Origin of the sequence: Acinetobacter sp. UBA3461 (assembly GCF_002381195.1) — a bacterium.
Lineage (GTDB): Bacteria > Pseudomonadota > Gammaproteobacteria > Pseudomonadales > Moraxellaceae > Acinetobacter > Acinetobacter schindleri.
Genome location: NZ_DFRO01000023.1, coordinates 1 through 19,976 on the forward strand (window position 1 = coordinate 1; position 19,976 = coordinate 19,976).

General features: G+C 41.8%; 19 protein-coding genes. 9 read left to right on the forward strand and 10 right to left on the reverse strand.

Features of this window, described 5'->3' with window-relative positions; all coding sequences use genetic code 11:
• Positions 1-295 precede the first annotated feature (295 nt).
• From B3D47_RS04760 to B3D47_RS04770, 3 genes are all read right to left on the reverse strand, one after another.
• A complete protein-coding gene (locus B3D47_RS04760) occupies positions 296-1,300 on the reverse strand; it encodes an LLM class flavin-dependent oxidoreductase (protein ID WP_071320049.1) in 1,005 nt (334 codons plus the stop codon).
• Between the two features lie 169 nt (positions 1,301-1,469).
• Complete coding sequence (locus B3D47_RS04765) at positions 1,470-1,934, reverse strand: hypothetical protein (protein ID WP_286860227.1); 465 nt, start codon at positions 1,932-1,934, stop codon at positions 1,470-1,472.
• A gap of 245 nt (positions 1,935-2,179) precedes the next feature.
• Entirely contained in the window at positions 2,180-2,608 is a 429-nt protein-coding gene (locus tag B3D47_RS04770; protein WP_004892936.1) for a glycine zipper domain-containing protein, read from the reverse strand.
• Positions 2,609-2,949: 341 nt separating this feature from the next.
• Between B3D47_RS04770 and prfA the strand changes: the two genes are divergently transcribed.
• Positions 2,950-4,038: a peptide chain release factor 1 gene (prfA, locus tag B3D47_RS04775; RefSeq protein WP_004815719.1), complete on the forward strand. Its 1,089-nt coding sequence runs from the start codon at positions 2,950-2,952 to the stop codon at positions 4,036-4,038.
• Entirely contained in the window at positions 4,038-4,856 is an 819-nt protein-coding gene (gene prmC, locus B3D47_RS04780) for a peptide chain release factor N(5)-glutamine methyltransferase (protein ID WP_004892942.1), read from the forward strand. Before prfA ends, prmC begins: the two co-directional genes overlap by 1 nt.
• A 55-nt stretch (positions 4,857-4,911) precedes the next feature.
• Here the strand turns inward: prmC and B3D47_RS04785 are convergent, their stop codons facing one another.
• From B3D47_RS04785 to B3D47_RS04795, 3 genes are all read right to left on the reverse strand, one after another.
• Positions 4,912-5,739 (reverse strand): ABC transporter permease, encoded by an 828-nt coding sequence (locus B3D47_RS04785; protein WP_004892943.1) that lies wholly within the window; start codon positions 5,737-5,739, stop codon positions 4,912-4,914.
• Positions 5,739-6,710: an aliphatic sulfonate ABC transporter substrate-binding protein gene (locus B3D47_RS04790; protein WP_004892944.1), complete on the reverse strand. Its 972-nt coding sequence runs from the start codon at positions 6,708-6,710 to the stop codon at positions 5,739-5,741. The genes B3D47_RS04785 and B3D47_RS04790 overlap by 1 nt, the downstream gene beginning before the upstream one ends.
• A gap of 301 nt (positions 6,711-7,011) precedes the next feature.
• Entirely contained in the window at positions 7,012-7,365 is a 354-nt protein-coding gene (locus B3D47_RS04795; RefSeq protein WP_004815725.1) for a hypothetical protein, read from the reverse strand.
• 312 nt (positions 7,366-7,677) lie between these two features.
• Here B3D47_RS04795 and B3D47_RS04800 point away from each other — a divergent pair, with 312 nt between their 5' ends.
• Positions 7,678-8,448, forward strand: a complete 771-nt coding sequence (locus tag B3D47_RS04800) for a 3-hydroxyacyl-CoA dehydrogenase (RefSeq protein WP_286860233.1) — start codon at positions 7,678-7,680, stop codon at positions 8,446-8,448.
• A gap of 186 nt (positions 8,449-8,634) precedes the next feature.
• Here B3D47_RS04800 and B3D47_RS04805 read toward each other — a convergent pair whose 3' ends face one another.
• Complete coding sequence (locus B3D47_RS04805) at positions 8,635-9,147, reverse strand: pyridoxamine 5'-phosphate oxidase family protein (RefSeq protein ID WP_004815728.1); 513 nt, start codon at positions 9,145-9,147, stop codon at positions 8,635-8,637.
• Positions 9,148-9,625: 478 nt separating this feature from the next.
• Entirely contained in the window at positions 9,626-9,946 is a 321-nt protein-coding gene (locus B3D47_RS04810) for a hypothetical protein (protein WP_004892952.1), read from the reverse strand.
• Positions 9,947-10,422: 476 nt separating this feature from the next.
• Between B3D47_RS04810 and B3D47_RS04815 the strand changes: the two genes are divergently transcribed.
• The 5 genes from B3D47_RS04815 (at position 10,423) to B3D47_RS04835 (ending at position 14,969) form a co-directional block, all read left to right on the forward strand.
• A complete protein-coding gene (locus B3D47_RS04815) occupies positions 10,423-11,151 on the forward strand; it encodes a HesA/MoeB/ThiF family protein (protein WP_171058611.1) in 729 nt (242 codons plus the stop codon).
• 57 nt (positions 11,152-11,208) lie between these two features.
• Complete coding sequence (locus tag B3D47_RS04820; protein ID WP_004892962.1) at positions 11,209-12,507, forward strand: ABC1 kinase family protein; 1,299 nt, start codon at positions 11,209-11,211, stop codon at positions 12,505-12,507.
• Between the two features lie 148 nt (positions 12,508-12,655).
• Positions 12,656-13,036, forward strand: coding sequence for a dihydroneopterin aldolase (gene folB / locus B3D47_RS04825; protein WP_004892964.1), 381 nt, complete (start codon positions 12,656-12,658; stop codon positions 13,034-13,036).
• Entirely contained in the window at positions 12,993-13,439 is a 447-nt protein-coding gene (locus B3D47_RS04830; RefSeq protein ID WP_004892965.1) for a 2-amino-4-hydroxy-6-hydroxymethyldihydropteridine diphosphokinase, read from the forward strand. Before folB ends, B3D47_RS04830 begins: the two co-directional genes overlap by 44 nt.
• An 828-nt stretch (positions 13,440-14,267) precedes the next feature.
• A complete protein-coding gene (locus B3D47_RS04835; protein ID WP_004892968.1) occupies positions 14,268-14,969 on the forward strand; it encodes a DUF1003 domain-containing protein in 702 nt (233 codons plus the stop codon).
• Between the two features lie 89 nt (positions 14,970-15,058).
• Here the strand turns inward: B3D47_RS04835 and coq7 are convergent, their stop codons facing one another.
• Together coq7 and B3D47_RS04845 are read right to left on the reverse strand one after the other, a co-directional pair.
• Positions 15,059-15,694: a 2-polyprenyl-3-methyl-6-methoxy-1,4-benzoquinone monooxygenase gene (gene coq7, locus B3D47_RS04840; protein WP_004815744.1), complete on the reverse strand. Its 636-nt coding sequence runs from the start codon at positions 15,692-15,694 to the stop codon at positions 15,059-15,061.
• 3 nt (positions 15,695-15,697) lie between these two features.
• Positions 15,698-17,014, reverse strand: coding sequence for an MFS transporter (locus B3D47_RS04845; RefSeq protein WP_163171226.1), 1,317 nt, complete (start codon positions 17,012-17,014; stop codon positions 15,698-15,700).
• Between the two features lie 176 nt (positions 17,015-17,190).
• On the opposite strand from B3D47_RS04845, the gene B3D47_RS04850 reads away from it, so the two are divergent.
• Positions 17,191-19,944 carry an autotransporter assembly complex protein TamA gene (locus B3D47_RS04850; RefSeq protein WP_286860238.1) on the forward strand — a complete coding sequence of 918 codons (2,754 nt, stop codon included), beginning with the start codon at positions 17,191-17,193 and terminating at the stop codon, positions 19,942-19,944.
• Positions 19,945-19,976: the final 32 nt, after the last annotated feature.

Genomic DNA, 19,976 nt, shown 5'->3' on the forward strand with positions numbered 1-19,976 from the left:
ATGATTTATGAAAGAGGTCTATTATATTGATGTAATTTTTCTTGAGCTTTTTAAAGGTTGTGTTCATACAGTTTAATACCGTAAGTAATAGTGCCAATAATTAAAGTGTCCAACTTGCTGCAACAAAGGTTGCAGTCGGTTTGTTAATATAATGATTGATGTTTTTATCCTGAACGTATAATTGTTAGTTTTTTTATTTGAATGCAGATTGCATTTAATAAATCAATGGATTACCTCCTAAAAAGAAACCGCTGACTGGCAGCGGTTTTTTGAAAAAATTTATGAAAGGGAAATTTTATAAGCCCTGCTTAGCCTGCATTAACAAATCGAAGTTATATAGGCGTTTGTCAGTATCATAGATGTCACAAGTAAAAATAAACTCATCTACATCATATTTGGCTAAAAGTGCTTCCAGTCCGGCCTTGACTGTTTCCTTGGAACCGACCTGAGCCATGGCAAAGAAATTATCAACGGACATTTTTTCAGGTGGTGACCAGAGTCCTTCCATTGAATCAATAGGTGCTTTCAGTTTCAGGCTTTGACCACGAATCAGGGAAAGTACACGCTGGTAGGCGCTGGTTGCCAGATATTGAGCTTCTTCATCCGTATCTGCGACACAGGTCGGTACGCCCATAGAAACATAAGGACGATCCAGGTATTCAGACGGTTCAAAGTTTTCACGATATAACTGAATAGCCTGGCCCAGCATACGTGGGGCAAAATGCGAAGCAAAGGAATACGGCAGGCCAAGTTTCGCTGCCAACTGAGCACTAAACAGGCTAGAACCAAGCAGCCAAACCGGAACATGAGTACTTTGACCCGGAGTAGCTACAATACGTTGGCCCGGAATCGGATCTTTAAAGTACTGCAAAATCTCTAGTACATCTTGAGGGAACTGGTCTTCAGTTTCCTGACGACCGCGACGCAAAGCACGCATAGTCATCTGATCGGTGCCGGGTGCACGGCCCAGACCAAGTTCAACACGCTCAGGATATAAAGTCGCTAAAGTACCAAACTGCTCAGCTACGACTAAAGGTGCATGATTCGGCAACATGATGCCACCTGAGCCTAAAGTTAAGGTTTTGGTATTTGCCAGTAAATAGCCAAGCAGGACAGCGGTTGCTGAACTGGCAATACCATCCATATTATGATGCTCGGCTAACCACATGCGGCGGTAACCCAGCTTTTCTGCGGTTTGTGCCAGTTCCAGAGCATGTTGCAGGGAGAATTGAATGGTTTTATCGTCACGAACAGGAACCAGTTCAAGAATGGAGAACTGAGTATCGTTAAGCGTACGCATAATATTACTCTTTATTTGACATGACTAAGAGCATACGATGTTCAACCGAATTTGTATATCGAAAAAAAACGATATAAGTGTAAACGAAATGTATAGGCAAAAAAATAAGCATCCGAAGATGCTTAAAAGAGGGAAGGTTGTAAAAGAGATTAAGCTTTGTATTGAACGATTAACGACGGCCACGGTTGTTATAGCGGTAGTCGTTATAACGGTAATTACGTGAGGAATTATAACGGCGGTCATAGCGGTCATCATAACGACGGTCTTCACTTACTTTCTTGCCAAGTGCAGAACCACCCGCAGAACCCAATGCTGCACCAATCAGGCCACCATTGTTACCACCCATATTTTTACCTACGGCATAACCTGCACCGCCACCCAGTGCGCCACCGATAATGGCACCGTTGCGGTCACGTTTATTCGCTGAAATGGCTGCACCTGCACCACCACCGATTGCAGAACCGATTGTTGCACCAGTTGTGCCACCAACTCTATTACCTACTGCAGCACCAACTACCCCACCAAGTGCAGAAGCAAGAGCAGTATTCGTTGTATTACCCGCATTCGCTGCTGTCATACCCATGCCCATAGCTGAGGTAGCAACAACCGCGATTATTAGAGATTTGTAGTTCATGAGTACACCTTTTATATATATAGCTGTATTTGTCTATGAGTTAAATTTAATCTAGCAAGAGCGAAATAGCATGGAGAGTCTGTAGACGAAATGTATTTTTTCTTTCCTTAATTTATTCATAATTACTAAACAATATTTTTCAAGTATTACAATTGGTTAGACTCATTTGGAAGCAATTAAAAAAGCACCCGAAGGTGCTTTTTATGTCGAATGTAAGATGCGATTGAGACACTATAAGCGCTGAATTAACGGTAACGTTTTTTCCAATGTTTCGCACGTTTTTCAGCTCGACGGTCTGCTGTTTTGTCTTTGGCAATTTTATTACCTAAAGCTGCACCACCTGCTGCCCCTAACGCAGAACCAATGTAACCACCGTTGGAGCCACCCATGCTTTTACCTACGGTATAACCAGCACCGCCACCTAAAGCACCACCAATGGCAGACTCAGTACGGTTTTTCTTGTTACTTGCTACAGCTGCACCACCAGCACCGCCAAGAGCTGCACCAATTGTTGCACCTGTGTTGCCCCCCATGTTTTTACCCAAAGCTGTACCAGCCACACTACCTAATGCACTTGCAGCAGCAACACGAGCAGTGCTGTCGGCATGAGCATTAACGGTCATCATTGACCCTGCGGCTAAAGCGGTACTTAATAAAACTGCGCTCAGTTTCATGCTGGAACTCCATATCCGTGATCGGATTATATTGTGTATCGATGGCGGAAAATGTAACAAAAAATCGTCATTACATTGTGAAGAAAGATCTCCATATTTAGATGCTTTATTTGCGAGTTTGTAAAATAAGTAAAGAATGCGGATTAAATTGATTAAAAAAGAGGCGTTAGGTTGATTTTAATCGTATGGAAGTTAATTATCTGGATGCTTTAGCCGCAGAAAGCTTGTACTGAATAAAGATGTTCTTTATGCCTGAGAATCGTTAAACTAGGCACAATTTTTGATTTCGCTGTGCTAAGACCTTTATTTAGCTATAGCCTTAGTTTGAGATACTTTAAAAAATGAAAGAATCGTTACGTTTACGATTAGACCAGCTCTCCGACCGTCACGAAGAACTCACTGCCTTATTAGCAGATGCGGAAGTCATTTCAGATAATAAACGCTTTCGCCAGCTTTCCCGCGAGCACAATGATCTGACCGAAATTACTGAAGTATGGACCAAATATAAACAGGCTGAAGAAGATATCGAGACTGCTCAAGCCATGCTGAGCGATCCTGACTTTAAAGAAATGGCTCAGGAAGAGATCAAGGAAAATAAAGCCCTGATCGAACAGCTGGAAGCAGATCTGAACATTTTGATGATTCCGAAAGATCCGAATGATGCGAACTCGGCTTATTTGGAAATCCGTGCAGGAACCGGTGGTGACGAAGCAGCGATCTTCTCGGGTGACTTGTTCCGTATGTATAGTAAATATGCAGAGAGTCAGGGCTGGCGTATCGAAATCCTGTCCGAAAATGAAGGTGAACACGGCGGTTATAAAGAAGTGATCTGCCTGGTCAATGGTGAAGGTGTCTATGGTCGTCTGAAATTCGAAAGTGGCGCACACCGTGTACAACGTGTCCCAGCAACAGAATCCCAAGGCCGTGTACATACTTCAGCATGTACAGTCGCGATTCTTCCTGAGGTTGATGTGGATACTTCAGTTGACATTAACCCATCGGATTTGCGTATTGATACCTATCGTGCATCAGGTGCCGGTGGTCAGCACATTAACAAAACCGATTCTGCGGTACGTATTACCCATATTCCAACGGGGACTGTGGTGGAATGTCAGGATGAGCGTTCACAGCATAAGAACAAGGCTAAAGCGATGGCGCTTCTGGTGTCACGTCTGGAAAATGCCAAACGTGCAGCTGCAGATGCGGCAACGTCGGAAATGCGCCGTGACCTGGTGGGTTCGGGTGACCGTTCAGAACGTATCCGGACTTATAACTATCCACAGGGTCGTATGACTGATCATCGTATTAACCTGACTTTATATAAACTGGATGCCGTGATGGAAGGTGATTTGACAGAACTGTTAGATAGCCTGCACCGTGAATATCAGGCCGATCAGCTTGCCATGCTCGCACAGCAGAATGGTGGATAATGAATATTTTACAAGCACTGGCTTTGCGTGGTGAACCAGAGAGCTATGAACGTCAGGAAAATGCCTGGTTGCTGGAACACATTACCAAGATTGATTCTTTTGATCTGGTTATGAAAAAGGATCAGGAACTGACGCCTGAACAGGAACAGGCTTATGTTGATGGTCTGGCGCGCATTGCTGCGGGTGAGCCATTGGCTTATGTGACTGGTTCACAACCGTTCTGGACACTGGATCTGAAAGTCACCAAAGACACGTTGGTGCCACGTCCCGATACAGAAGTACTGGTTGAAACTGTACTTAAGCTGGACTTGCCTGAAGATGCCCGTGTGGTCGATCTGGGGACAGGTACTGGCGCGATTGCCTTATCCTTGGCTTCGGAACGTCCAGCGTGGTCTGTGACTGCAACGGATATTTATGAACCGACTTTAGAGGTGGCCAAGTTTAATGCTGAACAGCATGACTTGTTGCAGGTACAGTTCGTATTGGGTTCATGGTTCAAACCATTGGGGCGTCAGTTCTTTGATGTGATTGTTTCCAATCCACCGTATATTGATGCAGCCGATGAGCATATGCATGATCTGGCGACTGAACCAAAACGTGCTTTAGTAGCAGACAATAACGGTTTGGCTGATTTAGAGCAGATCATCGCTCAAGGCAAAAAACACCTGACTGTGAATGGTTGGGTAGTGCTTGAACATGGTTATGATCAGGGGGATGCAGTCCGTCATCTATTTACCCAGGCTGGTTATAAACAGGTGCGTACTGTTAAAGATTATGGCGGTAATGACCGAGTGACCTTGGCTCAGTGGCCACATTGATTTCCCAAATCTTATTTTTAATAAAAAAGCGACCCTCAAGGTCGCTTTTTTAGTTTCAGGATTTTTTGATGACATCGCGCCAGCGCAGCAGACGATGTTCAAACAACTTCATAATACTGTCAGTAATCTTACCCAACACTGCCAGTAGAATAATGGCAATAATTACAATATCCGGTCGAGAGGTCTCCCGGCCATCACTGAGTAAATAGCCAATTCCTTGAGTCGCTGCAATCAGTTCTGCTGCAATCATAAACATCCAGGACAAGCTTAAGCTGTTTCTTAAACCTGTGAGAATTCCCGGTGATGCCGCAGGTAACACAATCTGATGAATCTGTTGCCAATATTTCAGCCGGTAGACTCTGGCCACTTCAATCAGCTTGCGATCCACGCCCTGAATGGCAGCAACGGTATTGGTATAAGTAGGGAAGAAGGCACCAATTGCAATCAAGGTAATCTTGGAGCCTTCATCAATGCCTAACCATAGTAACAAAAGTGGAATCCAGGCCAAACTCGGAATAGATTTGATTGCAGAAAATGTTGGTTCCAGGAAGTCTTCGGCATGACGATTTAACCCGACTAAGATCGCAAAAACTAAGCCCAAGCCACTCCCAATGCCAAAGCCTAAAAAGACACGCCAGCTACTTGCCCAGAGATGCTGCCATAGATCACCTTCAGCCAGTTCGGTCAGCGACTGCCATAAACTGCTGGGTGCAGGCAGTAAATAAGGCTCAATTACACCATTGCGAACCAGAATTTCACATAACAAGATCAGGATCACCGGAATGGTGGTCCCTTTCAGCAGACGAATACCACGGGGAAGGGCAACAGATTTAGGTTGATCTGCCTTCACAAGTTGTTCGGAGATAGTGTTTGGTGCAGACATTACTTCTTAACAACCTTTTGCGCATATTTGCTATCAAAGAGCTGAGTTACGACCTGATTGACATTGGTGCCTTTACGTACCAAATCTTCTTCAGTCAGAATAGAACCTGCTTTTTGTAATGCAGCAATATGTTTTGCTGTTGGAATGTTTTGATCCAGATTGGTACGGCTTAGCTGTAATTTCGCCACTTCAATTGGCAGTTTGGCTTCACGAGCTAACAGTTCAGCCAGCTTATCCGGATTGGCTTTGGCCCATTTACGCGCCTGTTCATAGACTTTAATGACTGCATCAACGGCTTCAGGACTTTGCTGGGCGAAGTTTTCTTTAATACTGAGTACACTATATGAGTTAAAGCCGACATTGCGATACAGCAATTTCGCACCCGACTGCACCTGCGCAGAAGCCATCAACGGATCAAGACCCGCCCAAGCATCGACCTGTTTACGCTCTAAAGCTATTTTTCCATCTGGGTGTTGCAGGTGTACCAGCTCAACATCACGTTTACCTAAGCCGACGGTATCTAAAGCCTGTAGCGTAAACAGGAATGGATCGGTGCCTTTGGTGGCAGCAATTTTCTTGCCTTTTAAATCCTTGAGAGATTTGATATTGGAATCTTTGTTAATGACCAGCGCGGTCCATTCAGGCTGGCTTTGAACATAAACCGTTTTAATTGGGCTGCCATTGGCACGACTAAGTACTGCCGCTAAACCTGCGGTTGAAGCAAAATCTGTACTACCACTGTTCAGATATTCAAGCGAGCGATTACTGCCTTGGCTAAATACCCATTTAATTTTGGTTTTAGGCAGTGCTTTTTCCAGTAGTTTTTGCTCCTTAACCACCAAGCTGGTAGGCGCATAATAAGCATAATCCAGTTTTAATTCGCTTGGAATTGCCGCGACTGTCAACCCGCTCACTAGAGAGATAGAAATAGTAATTAAGCCTAATTTTGTTGTTGCTAAAGTTTTTTTCATGAGGAGCTCTAATTTATTTAGGAAATTTTCGACATAAATAGCGGTAAATGAATAAACAGACAAAAAAGAAAAACAGATAATCAAATCAACAAATAAAATATAAAGGTGTGAATTTTAATAAGTTATTGTTTATAATTAATTTAATTGTAATGAAGGTGATTTTTCTAGACTTAGCTGAAATTTCTACAAGATTATGGCTGGATTTGATAAGCAAATATTTTTAAATCTCATTGCATTGATTCTGCACAGGATAAACCTCTATAAAAAAGCGACCCTCAAGGTCGCTTTTTTATTTATATTTTTACATTGGATAATCTTGTAGACAGTCAGAAACTTCAACCTGATCCAGTGTATTGGTTTCCATTGCCAGACATAGGGTTACCACTTTCAATGTGTCTGCAATGAACTGCTCATCTTTCAGTGCAATCCCTTGTTTCAGGCTTTCAATACGTTCAGCAGAGATTTCAAGTGCCGCCGCTGCGTCAAGAACATCAATACGATTGAGGAAAGTCACCACTGCATCTTTCAAAGCTGAATCAGATGCGTTCAAAATCCCTTGATTGAGCTGTTCAGAAAGAAGGTCCGCAGAATGAAATAAAGCATTAGAGAAGTTTTGAACCAGGTTTTGGCCAAGAACATCAGTCATGTTTAACATAAGAGTACCTTAAGTAGGGAGAGGAATGAGCAACTAAATAGATGCATCAAATTGTGTGAAAAATAATCTAAATTAACGATAAATACAAAGGTATTGGGATGACCGTAGAGTCTCATTTTATTTGATGATATAGCTTGAAAACCAGATGTTCTGCAAAATTAAAAACTTAAATAGAAAAAGCTGATATTAATTGTTTTTAAGTCTAATAGAATATATTTAATTGATAATTAAACTGCTGCGGTCATAGTTTGATTTGCTTCCTATTTGGGCAAAGATTAGTCTAAGAAAAATTCAAAATGACATGGATGAGCTATGAATATTCAAAATAAAGTCTTTGTAGTGACGGGTGGAGCTTCAGGACTCGGTGCCGAAACATCACGCTATCTGGTGGAGCAGGGCGCTCAAGTCGTACTGGTCGATATGAATCTTGAACTTGGGCAGAGTCTCGCACAAGAACTTGGGGAACAGGCGCAATTCCAGCAATTAGATGTGACTGATGAAACAGCTGCCAGTGAATTTTTTAAGATATTAGAACAGACGCATGGGCAACTCAATGGATTGGTAAACTGCGCCGGTATTGCGCCGTCTGCTAAAGTACTTGGTCGTGATGGATTTCATGACTTGGCGATGTTCCAGCGTGTGCTGAATATCAATGTCACGGGCACCTTTAATATGCTGCGCTATGCTGCTGAGCTAATTTCGAAATATGAATTAAAACAGGGCGAAGAGGAACGTGGTGTGATCATCAATACCGCCTCTGTAGCTGCATTCGATGGACAGATTGGACAGGCTGCTTATTCCGCATCTAAAGGGGCAGTAGTTGCCATGACTTTACCACTGGCACGTGAACTCGCTAAAAATTCGATTCGTGTCATGACGATTGCTCCAGGAATTATGGAAACACCGATGCTAAAAGGTTTACCGCAGAATATACAGGATTCTCTTGGGCAGATGGTACCGTTTCCTCCACGTTTAGCTAAGCCATCTGAGTATGCAAAATTAGTCGGGCATATTCTTGAAAATACCTATCTGAATGGTGAAGTCATTCGTTTAGATGGCGCAATCCGGATGGCAGCAAAATAGCCTAAGCTATATTGATTCCTTAAGTTACCGTTTAATGTTGATCCTAAAATCATTGTAATGGATTAAAAGAAATTCAAACTTTTTTTCGAAATGTGAGCTTCTACTAAACTAAAAATATACTTTCAACATGCAAAAATTTAGCCTCTTAGATAAGAGGCTAAATAATAAATAAATTTGCTTTAATTTTTATAATTGTACTTTTGCATGATCAGTATCTGGCTCTTCAGGCTTGCCAGTAATATTGCCTTTTAAGACTTTCAGTAGATGAGTAACTTTATTGTCCTTCACATTCCAGTACTCTGCGCTGACTGCTTTGGCAATAAGCACACGTACACTCGGATCATCCTTGCCTTCGAACCAGTTTTCTGCCCAAGGGTTCCATAATTCTTCAATCAGGATACGGTCGGTACTGATTTCGCCATGAGCACTGATAGAGACATAGATATCATCTGATGGTTTGGCAAAGGATAAACCAAGATGCTGACGACCTGCATTAATTGCTTGGACAATATCATTGGTGTCTTTCATGATGAAATACAGATTCTGACTTTCATGCATTTTTTCTGAATTAAGCATAGTCATTGGCTGGGAGTGAATTTCTTGAGTTTCAGCTTGATGGCTGATCATAGTGAAACGTACATCTTTGATGAGTTCCCATAATTTTTCACGGTCATTGTGTTCTGAATATTGTTCTGTCATATGCTGCTCCATATTCTTGTTAAAGGTTAAATTTGGATAACGTTAAGCAGCTTAATCATATTTATAGCAGGATGCTGTAACTCTCACTGAACTCGTACATTTACATACTTAAATTGAGAAGAGCACTACACGAATTACCATTAAACAGGTTTTAGTTACAGCACAGTAAAAATTATCCGATAAATTTTTTAGATAGAAGCTAATAAGAGATTTGGAGCAAGCAAGGTCTAAAAATAATGATAAATTCTGCAACCTCATTGTAATTTAAATTAATTAGTTAATTTTGATATTGCATTGTAATTACAAATAATGGACGTTTTTGAGTGTTTCAAAATAAATACCTGATTTTATATTTTTCAAAAAGAGACTTTTAGCTAGTTTAAGTACTCATTCTTTAAGAAAGCATCAACCGAATTTTTGAAGCAAATAAACAGAAAAGGAGATCCGGATTAAGAATTCTGTCGATCCTATATAAAACCTAATTTAGGAAGAATGCAATATCTTTGGGGTCAATATAGTGCAGGGATTTTTGTTTTCCATTGACCATAAGAACGGCACAAAGATTTTGACCACAGAGAATTTTATAGGCTTCCTGATTTTCTTGAGATTTAAGTTGAACTTTTCTTAATTTTTCTGAGTAATTCATTAAATCATTTTGAGCACGTTGCTTTGCTTCAGTTTCGATATAAGATAAATATTTTACTGAGCCTAACAATAAGACCAGAATAAAGTAGGAGGCAAAAAGCTTACGATTAAATTGTCTTTCATTTTCTAATTTAAAAGAGCTGTTATGGATCACTGGTCTATGCTTTGTATCCGTATGAATAGCGACCCTTAAATTTTATAATTTTTTATGGAACCATATATTGCCTCCAAAATTATTAAAGATGGAAGGTACAGCAATAAAAAGTACAAATAAAGCCAAAGTAAAATACAGTGTATGAACAAGGCTCTTTAAAAAGCCATAATACAATTTATCTTGAACGGTAAGATTTAGTACAGTAATGTCGGCGCCAAATATACTGATATAACCTGCAAGAAATACCTGAGCTACAAGATAAAGTAGTGCAGTTAAAGCAGTAATGATCAAGGCAGCATCTAATGAAAAATTAAATTTCATTTTATCTAAGTTATTTTTGTTGAATGCTTTATTAAATGTTATTCATTATTTTAAATCAACAAGATGGATTGAAATTATAGATTCATCTTTTAAAGAACACGGACGGTATAGTGGTAGACGCTTTAAACACTGAATTCGAACTCACCGATGCGGAAATGCATTTGTATGCACGTCAAATCCTGTTAGAAGGCTGGGACATCGAAGCACAGGAAAAACTAAAATTTTCCGATATTTGTATTATTGGCTGTGGGGGAATTGGCTGCGCACTCGCGGAGTTGCTTGCCCGTGCAGGTGTGGGAAAAATTACCCTGATTGATCCGGACACGATTGAGATCAGTAATCTGCAGCGTCAACTCGCATTTACCCCACAAGATGTTGGCTTTTATAAAGCAGAAACGCTAGCGAAACGTTTGCAACAGATTAATCCGTATGTGCAAATTGAATATTATAATCAGGCAATATCTATCGATAATGCACAAGTCCTGATTCAGCACCAAGATTTGGTTTTGGATGGATGTGATCAATTTGAAACCCGTTATCTGGTGAATCAAACCTGCCGACAGTTTGATGTAGCATTGATCAGCGCCTCTGCGATTGGTCTACAAGGCCAACTGTTTATGGTGGAAGGTGATTCTGCCTGCTATAACTGCCTGTTCCCGCAAGAAGATCAAACTGATACAGCCATGCGCTGTGCGGATTCTGGTGTGCTGGCGACAACACCGAATGTCATGGCAAGTCTGCAAGCACATCATGCTTTGCTTTATCTGGGGCTTGGAAAAATGCCATTGCGACAAAAACTGCTGTTATGGGATGGTCAGAGTATGCAGCAACGTATTCTCAAATTTGAGAAAGATACGAATTGTCTAATTTGTCAGGCAAGATAGAACAGATCAGCCTGAATATTTGTTACACTCGAGAAAATTTGAAATTACGCTGACATTATGAAAAATAATATCTTCCTGGATGGTTTGCGTTCTGTGGCACGTGTCGGTGAAACCGCCGTCATTGCTGCACGTGCAGGCATCAAGTATGCGACTGAAAAACCAAGTAATGCTAAACTGATGCGTGAAACCTTTGAATCCTTAGGTTCAACATATATTAAATTAGGGCAGTTTATTGCCTCTACACCCTCTTTATTTCCTCGTGAATTTGTCGAGGAATTTCAGGGTTGTCTAGATCAAACCCCAAGCCTGCCATTTAGCTATGTACAGCAGGTGCTGGCATCTGAGTTTGAAGGCCGTAATCTGGATGAAATCTTTGCCTCGATCGAGGAAACGCCATTGGCTTCAGCATCTATTGCACAAGTACATGCTGCCAAACTGGTTTCTGGCGAAGATGTGGTGATTAAGGTACAAAAGCCAGGTGTAGAAACCATTCTTTATACGGATCTGAACGTACTACATTGGGCAACCAAGCTGCTTGAAAAAGCCGTGCCAAAAGTGAAATTTGCATCTTTGGCAGATATCGTTGAAGAAATTAAAACACGTATGGTGCGTGAAGTTGACTTTATTGAAGAAGCTAAAAATCTGGATGACTTCGTTAATTATCTGAATGTCACCAATAATCATGCAGCGACAGCACCAAAAGTCTATCATCAGTATTCCACGCGTCGTGTACTGACCATGCAGCGTTTGTATGGCGTGTCATTGACCGATTTTGATGTAGTGAAGAAAGTGGCTAAAGATCCTTCTCAGGTGCTGATTACTGCAATGAATACTTGGTTTGGCAGCCTGATGATGTGTGAAAGTTTCCATGCAGACTTGCATGCCGGTAATCTGATGCTACTCGAAGATGGCCGTGTTGGTTTTATCGATTTTGGTATTGTCGGTCAGCTGAATCCGGAAGTCTGGACAGCATGTATGGCCTTTATGGATGCACTGCAAAATACCAATTATGATCTGATGGCAGAAAACATGCTGAAAATGGGCATGACTGCAGTTGCCATTGACACGAAAGTATTGGCCGCAGATCTTGAGCGTTTATTTAGTGGTGTAATTATGGCAGATCCACAAGAATTGCTAAGTTCCAATCCAAGTGACCTTAATGATGTCATGATGGATATGGTCGCCGTTGGTGAACGTCATGGCATTCGCTTCCCGCGTGACTTCGCCTTGCTGTTCAAGCAAATGCTGTATTTCGACCGTTTCATGCGTATCCTTGCGCCATATACCGATATCTATGCGGATCAGCGCTTACAGATGATTCAGACAATTGACCCGAATTTATTGTTGAAGCATTAATTCTAAAAGATGAATTCCTCCCAACCTCCCTTTGAAAAAGGGAGGAGCTACACGCTCATAAAAATACTTCGAGATGTAGAATTCCCTCTTTCATAAAGAGGGACTTAGGGAGATTATTGAAGTGATTTTAAAACTCCTGAGCAGAAATATGGACGCAATTATCATTGAAGGTTTGAAGGTTGAAACAGTAATTGGCTGTTTTGACTGGGAACGTCAGATTATTCAGCCTTTAATGCTGGACTTGGCTATTCAGACAGATTTGGAACAGGCATCCAATTCTGATGCCTTGGCAGATACACTAAATTACGCCGAGATCTGTGAAATTTCCGCACAGGTAATTCAGCAGGCACAGCCAGAATTGATTGAACATGCAGCAAAGTTAGTGCTAAACGCACTTTTTACTACCTTTACAGCAATTGAATCGATTAAGATTACTATTCGTAAGCCTGCCATTATCGCGCAAGCCAATTCTGTAGGGATACGTCTTGAACGCCACCGAAACGATATTCGCCTTAGCACTGGCGAGTAATTGTCATCCTCAGCAACATTTTCAAGCTGCACAACAATGCATTTCTACTTGGGGAGAAGTTCAATTCTCTCCCATCTATATTATTCCGTGTCGTGACGGGATTGGTGAGAATTACTGGAATTCAGCATGTCTATTACAGGTTGAAATGACAGTTGAAGAAATGCTTCAGCAGCTTAAACAGATGGAAGTGGATTCAGGACGAGTGCGTCCCTCACATCAGATCAGCTTGGATATCGATCTGATTGCCTGGGGCAGTGATTTAAGTCAAATGCAGTTTAATCCAAAAAAGTTACCGTTGGCTTTAGATGTCAAAATTCCAATGCATGAGATCTGGTCACATCCGGCATTCGAATATGACCATCAACTACATTACCCACAGGTTAAACTTAACGCAGTGCTATAAATCCTGATGCTAAACCTTGTGCAAAATAGGGTTTAGAAAGAGGAGTGGAAGCATATGCTGGTATATTAAACGAAGTTTTTTCTAGGGTTAAACCTTTAGCAGTTGTGCTGATGTGTAGCACATGTTTTGTCGGTCTAAAACGGAGTTGCAATCAGATTAGTCCCTTATAAAGCAAAAGATAAATGGTTTCATAAATTAGAAAATTGTCAGATATATATGCTGGGTTAACAACTGTCCGAAGAGAAGTGCGATGGTGATATTGGCTATATGTATGAACTGAAAATTAAACCGGAACGGATCAAATTCAATTAGTATGACATGAGACCTAGACGGGCAGGTTTATAATTTAAGCTTGGCTAATCAACGCATTTTTTATATTAAATAACAAGAATTGACTAAAACTGGTTAAAGAAAAGCGCGCCGATTATTTTTTCTTGTTATAAAAAATAATCAGTAGTACAGTAATGATCGCTAATATGACAAGAATTATAACTGTTTCCATAACATGACCTTAATGAATATTTTTATTTAAGCTTTTAAATTAGCCATAAAAGGATGGGAATGACCAGCAACCTTATCTATTTTATTAGCACTCCCGGAAAAAACAGGATATTTAAAGATAGTAAAATTATAACATCTATTATCAACCCTCTTCTTTAAGAAAATGTGACGGTCTATGAAGAGGTGAGCTAGAAACTCGCTTATCTATATGACCTATAAACGAATAACAGAGCTTAACTTTTTATATTTGTTACTAAAATTACCAATACAAATAATAATTTAGAGCAAATTTATTGTTGAGCTGGCGTCACGATAAAGAGAATAATCATGAAAGAAAAAAATGCAACTTATCCATGCTTGGTATGTGGAAAATATTATTCCTTAAAAAATCTTACCCCGATGGGAACGGTGAGAAAAGTCATTACCGAAGAGATTGCTAAAGATATTCCAGACTGGTCACCTGACCATTATATTTGCCAGACAGACTTGACCAAATATCGCATACAGTATGTTCATGCATTGTTAAAGTCTGAAAAGGGTGAAGTCACTAATCTTGAATATGAAGTGATCAAGAGCATGCGCCATCATGAGCTGATTACCAAAGATGTAGAAGCCTCCCTGGAGCAAAAGTGGACTTTTGGTGAAAGATTGGCTGATAAAATTGCTTCTTTTGGTGGAAACTGGTCATTTCTGATCTGTTTTACTATTTTTATTACCCTCTGGATCGGAATAAATACGATGGTTATCGTAACCAAACCGGTTGATCCTTATCCCTTTATTCTTTTAAATCTGATACTTTCCTGTATTGCAGCGATTCAGGCGCCGGTCATTATGATGAGCCAAAATCGGCAAGAAGCCAAAGACAGATTGCGTTCCCAAAATGATTATCAAATCAACCTCAAAGCTGAACTTGAAATCCAGCATTTACATGAAAAACTCGATCATCTTCTTCAGCATCAGTGGGAAAGACTGGCCCAGATACAGGAAATACAACTCGATCTGCTTTCCGAGATGAGTAAGAAGTATTGAGTATAGGAGCCTAAAACCTTTGTAGTATTTACTTGATTGAATATGCATAAAAAAAGCCCACATCAGTGTGGGCTTGTTTAGCTAAGAGCTTAAATATAATAACTGGTCTTGGTCATTAATTTAGAAATGCCGGTCATGGCAATTTTGACCGGTAAAGGCAGATCTACACCACCCGCTGCTAATGCTGTATCACGGTGATGCAATTCATCTTCATTCATCTGTTCCAGAATACGGCGTGAACGCTCGTCATGCGGTGGTAACTGACTGATATGGTGTTGCAAATGCAGGCTGACCTGACGTTCTGTTTCAGCAACAAAACCAAGGCTGTATTTGTCGCCAGCAATTCCGGCAATGGCACCCATACCAAAAGAAAGACCGTACCAAACCGGATTCAGCAAGCTGGTATGACTCTCTAATTCTTTTAAACGATCTTCACACCAGGCCAGATGATCCTGTTCCTCAATTGCTGCCTGTTCCATTTCACGACGGACATTTGGCAGTTTGGCGGTCATCGCTTGACCATGATAAAGCGCCTGTGCACAGACTTCACCACTGTGATTCACCCGCATCAGACCCGCAACATGACGAGCATCAGAAACTGCTAGTTGGCTATCAGTATTTTCAGCAGGATTAGTGCGCTGTGCAGAAGTCGTACCTGGGACAAGACTACGTAATGCCTGGTCAAAAGAATGAATGAGCTTATCGACACCTGTAAATTGACGCATGCATTAATCCTCCAATGATGTTTGTGCAGAGTTGATCATCGGTTTAAGGCGCAGTAATAACCATAAGGTAAATATGCCGCTTAAGACCGCTGTAATACAGAAAAGTATTTTAAGATCAAACTTTAAGACACTTAAAATGATAATCGAAAATATAGCAGAAGATACCATGAAAACAGCATTCAGAATGTTATTTGCTGCAACCACCCGCGCACGATGTGAGCGGGGAGAATGTGCCTGCATCATGGCATACAGTGGAACAATATAAAAACCACCACTGATACCCAATAAGGTCACGGCAAACATGACATGGTAATAGCTCCCGCCCTGACGGAATACATCTGCCAGACCCAGCAGTTCGCCAGTACGCTCAGGTATAAATGCCATGCTGACAGCCAGATAAATGGCAAAGACCGTCAGTCCAACTGCACCAATTGGCACCATACGAATGTTAACTTCAGTCCCACCCAGTCTACGGCACAGATAAGATCCCAAGCCAATCCCGATCGAGAAGAAAGTCAGCAGTAAACTTGCAACATTTTCAGAAGCATGCAGGTTCTGCAGGGTCAGTTGTGGAATCTGGGTTAAATAGGTCGCGCCGTAGAACCAGTACCAAGAGTTGCCAAGCAGAATCAGAAAGATCAAAGGCAGGCTTTTAGCATATTTCAGGGTTTGAAAACTGGTACGGAAAAAGTTCCAGTCAATTTGAATATCAGGTGCAGGAATGCTTTGCTTTAAAATAAAGCGGCTTGATAAATAACCGAGGATGGCAATAACCACTACGGTTAAGCTAATCCAGAGTAAATTACCGTCAGAGGCTGCAATCACCGCACCCCCCAGAATCATACCGAACAGGATCGCCAGGGAAGTTCCAGACTGAAATAATGCATTACCAGACATTAATTCCTCTTTCTTCAGCACTTCTGGCAAAATTGCATATTTAATCGGACCAAAGAAAGTCGATTGCGTCCCCATTAAGAACAGCGCAAACAGTAGAATCCATAGATTACCCATCAGGAAACCGATAGTACCGAGAATCATCACCACGATTTCCAGGATCTTTAAATAACGAATCAATTGGGAACGTTCATATTTATCGGCAATTTGTCCGGCAGTCGCAGAAAAAATAAAATAGGGCAAAATAAAGAGTAATGCAGCGAGATTATTTAAGGTGCTAATGCCCGCGCTTTGCTGAATCCATCCATAGGTAATGACCAGTAATAATGCCTGTTTAAATACATTATCATTTAACGCCCCGAAGAATTGCGTCAAAAACATGGGTAAAAAGCGACGAGAGCTTAACAAATGTTCGTTATTGTTCATATTGGACGTGCTACATTAAGATTTATTAAGAAATGTCAGTGATGCGTGAACATCTTGAAAAATCATGTAAGATACCTTTGACCAAGGAAATGGCAAAATCCTATAGATTCAAGTTTCTTAGCTTATATTTTTCGGTCAAATAATCAATTAAAGAATGTATTTGTTTAGAGTTTGCTATGCCTGCAAAAATAAAATTTAAAGAAACGATACTGAATCAGAGCATGAGTCCACTCATATCTGCACCTACAGGCAGTTGCCTGTGCATGAGTATTTTCTTAATGATGTTGGCCCAACATGGCATGGCACAAACTCCAGAAACGGAAACTCCCGTGGCAGTTTCACAGGCAGAAATGATTGATGAACTGTCTAAGCAGGCGGTGCAACAGGGGGTAGCTAATTCCGAAGACGAAGCTGCCGAGAAAATTGAACAGGCTTTGCAGCCAGAAAATGAAATAGACAGCCTGGAAATGCTGCAACAGCAGGAACAGCAAGGCGCACAGCTGGATGTATTTAAGCCGATCGAATTTGAAGACCTAGAAGAATTGCCGGTTCAGCCGATTGATCAGGCGATGGCTGATGAAATTTACCGTGTGGCTGAGCAAGCCAAGCAGGAAGCACAAAGCTATCGCCAGACCCAGCAGACAGAAACCGTGGTTGCTGATATCAGCCAGCAGGAACTGGTGGAAATCAATCAGGCGCCAGTCAATGTTGATCAGCTGATGCAAAGTATTCAGTCTGACAGCCAGATTATTGTGCAGGCGAATGAAACAGGCAGTACCTTGCCGGAAATTTCTCCGCAGCAACTTACGCCGGCAGATGACAAGAAACCGAATATTTTTAAACGACTCTTTTATAAAATCCGTCCGCCACGCCAGATCATGACAGCTAGTGTGCCGCGGATTGATGCAGACGTGGTTATACGTAATGGTGAAAGCAGTACTCAAACGAGCAATGGATTAAGTTCGGCTGCACGTATACAGGCCTATGAAAACCTGGCAGAGAATATTGAAAATAAACTGTCGAGTTTCACTCAGGAATCCTTTAGCGATTTCCCATCCGCATTGCCACAATTGCGTAGTCTGTCTAACCAGGCTGCTCAGGCAGTTGGCTTCTATAATACCGAATTCCGTTTTGAAAAACTTTCTGAATCACGCGTCAGGGTGCATGTGACTCCGAATGAGCCAGTCATTATTCAAAGCCAGAACCTGGAATTTACCGGTGCTGGTGCTGAGCAACCACAGTTCCAGGTCATTAGTGTATTACCAGATCAGGAAGTGGGTGATGTGTTTAATCATGGTGAATATGAAAAAACCAAGGAACGTATAGTCGAAGCAGCGAGTAATAACGGCTACTTCGATGCGCACTGGCGGCTGCATGATGTCAAGGTCGCACAGCCACAGAATACGGCAGAAGTAAATCTGCGTTATGAAACTGGCGATCCTTATAAACTTGGACCGGTGACCTTCCGGATGAGTGATCCGGATGAGGAATTCCCGCTAGATCCAGATATCTTGCAAAGTCTGGTGCCTTGGGAAGATGGTGCCGATTACCGTTTCTGGCGGGTAAACACACTAGCCAATAACCTGACCAACTCACGATATTTTAACTATACCCTGGTTGATGCGGTGAAACCGGACCCAGTTGAAGCGGAACTTGAACTGGCACCTGATCTGCAGTTGCTGGTCGATCAGCAAAAAATCTCTGAAGGGGTTTTGGCCCAGGAGAAAAAAGCCGAGGCTTCTTCCAGGGAAGTTACCCAAAACGTGGTTGATGAAAGCCAGTTTGCTGGTAGCCGTGAGGAAGAAAACCCGGATGTACGCGCCATGCGTACTGCGCAGGAAACCAAGGCCAATGAGCAGGAACGTTTAAAAGCCCAGGCACGTGAAGAGAAAGAGATTCCGGTGATTGTGACTTTGAATGCTGACAAGAAAAACAGCGCTGAAGTCGGTCTAGGTTATGGAACCGATACCGGGACACGTCTACGGGGTCAGTACCGCCGTGCCATCGTTAACAAACGTGGCCATTCTTTTGATGCCAACCTCGAGCTTTCAGGAATCCGTCAGTCTATTGATGGCCGCTATAATATTCCGTATAAACACCCGCTCAATGATTACATCAGTATTGTCGGTGGTTATGAGCGTGAAGAACGTGATGATGTTGCACAAGGCGATGGACTCTTGATCGAATCTGCCGTAATTGGTGCCGATCGTTATATTAAAAATCCACGAGGAAGCTGGCAGCATACTTATGGCGTGCGTTACCGTCTGGATCAATTGACTCAGGATGGTACTGTGAATGCTGATGATATTCCGGATGCATTCCTGGTCAGTACTGCAGAAACCCAAGAGTCTTTATTATTCGGTTATGAAATTGCTCGTACTACCAGTGACCGTCGGGTAAACCCGACCAAAGGCTTTAGACAGACCTACAAGATTGAACTGGGAAGTGAGGCACTGTTGTCCGATGCAGATATGGCGATTGCCAATGCTGGCTGGCGCTTTATCTATTCACTGGGTGAAAATGCTGATCATCAGTTTGTCGGTCGTGCCGATGCAGGCTATATTTTTACTGAAGATTTTACCAAAGTACCGTATAACTTAAGATATTTCACTGGCGGTGACCAAAGTATTCGTGGTTTTGATTATAAGAGTCTGTCACCAGAAATCGATGGCTTTAAAGTAGGTGGACAGGCCCTGGCCATTGGTTCCTTGGAATATAATTATCAATTCAGGGAAGGCTGGCGTGCGGCAGTATTTGCAGATGCCGGAAATGCCTATGACAAGGACTTTAGTAATCCGACTGAATATGGGGTAGGTCTCGGCGTGCGTTGGGCATCGCCGATTGGTCCGATTCGTATTGATGTGGCCTCAGGCATTTCGGATGATAACCATCCAATCCGCGTGCATTTCTTTATTGGCTCACAGCTATAAAATAAACTGATTAAAAATTTTAGATATTTGGG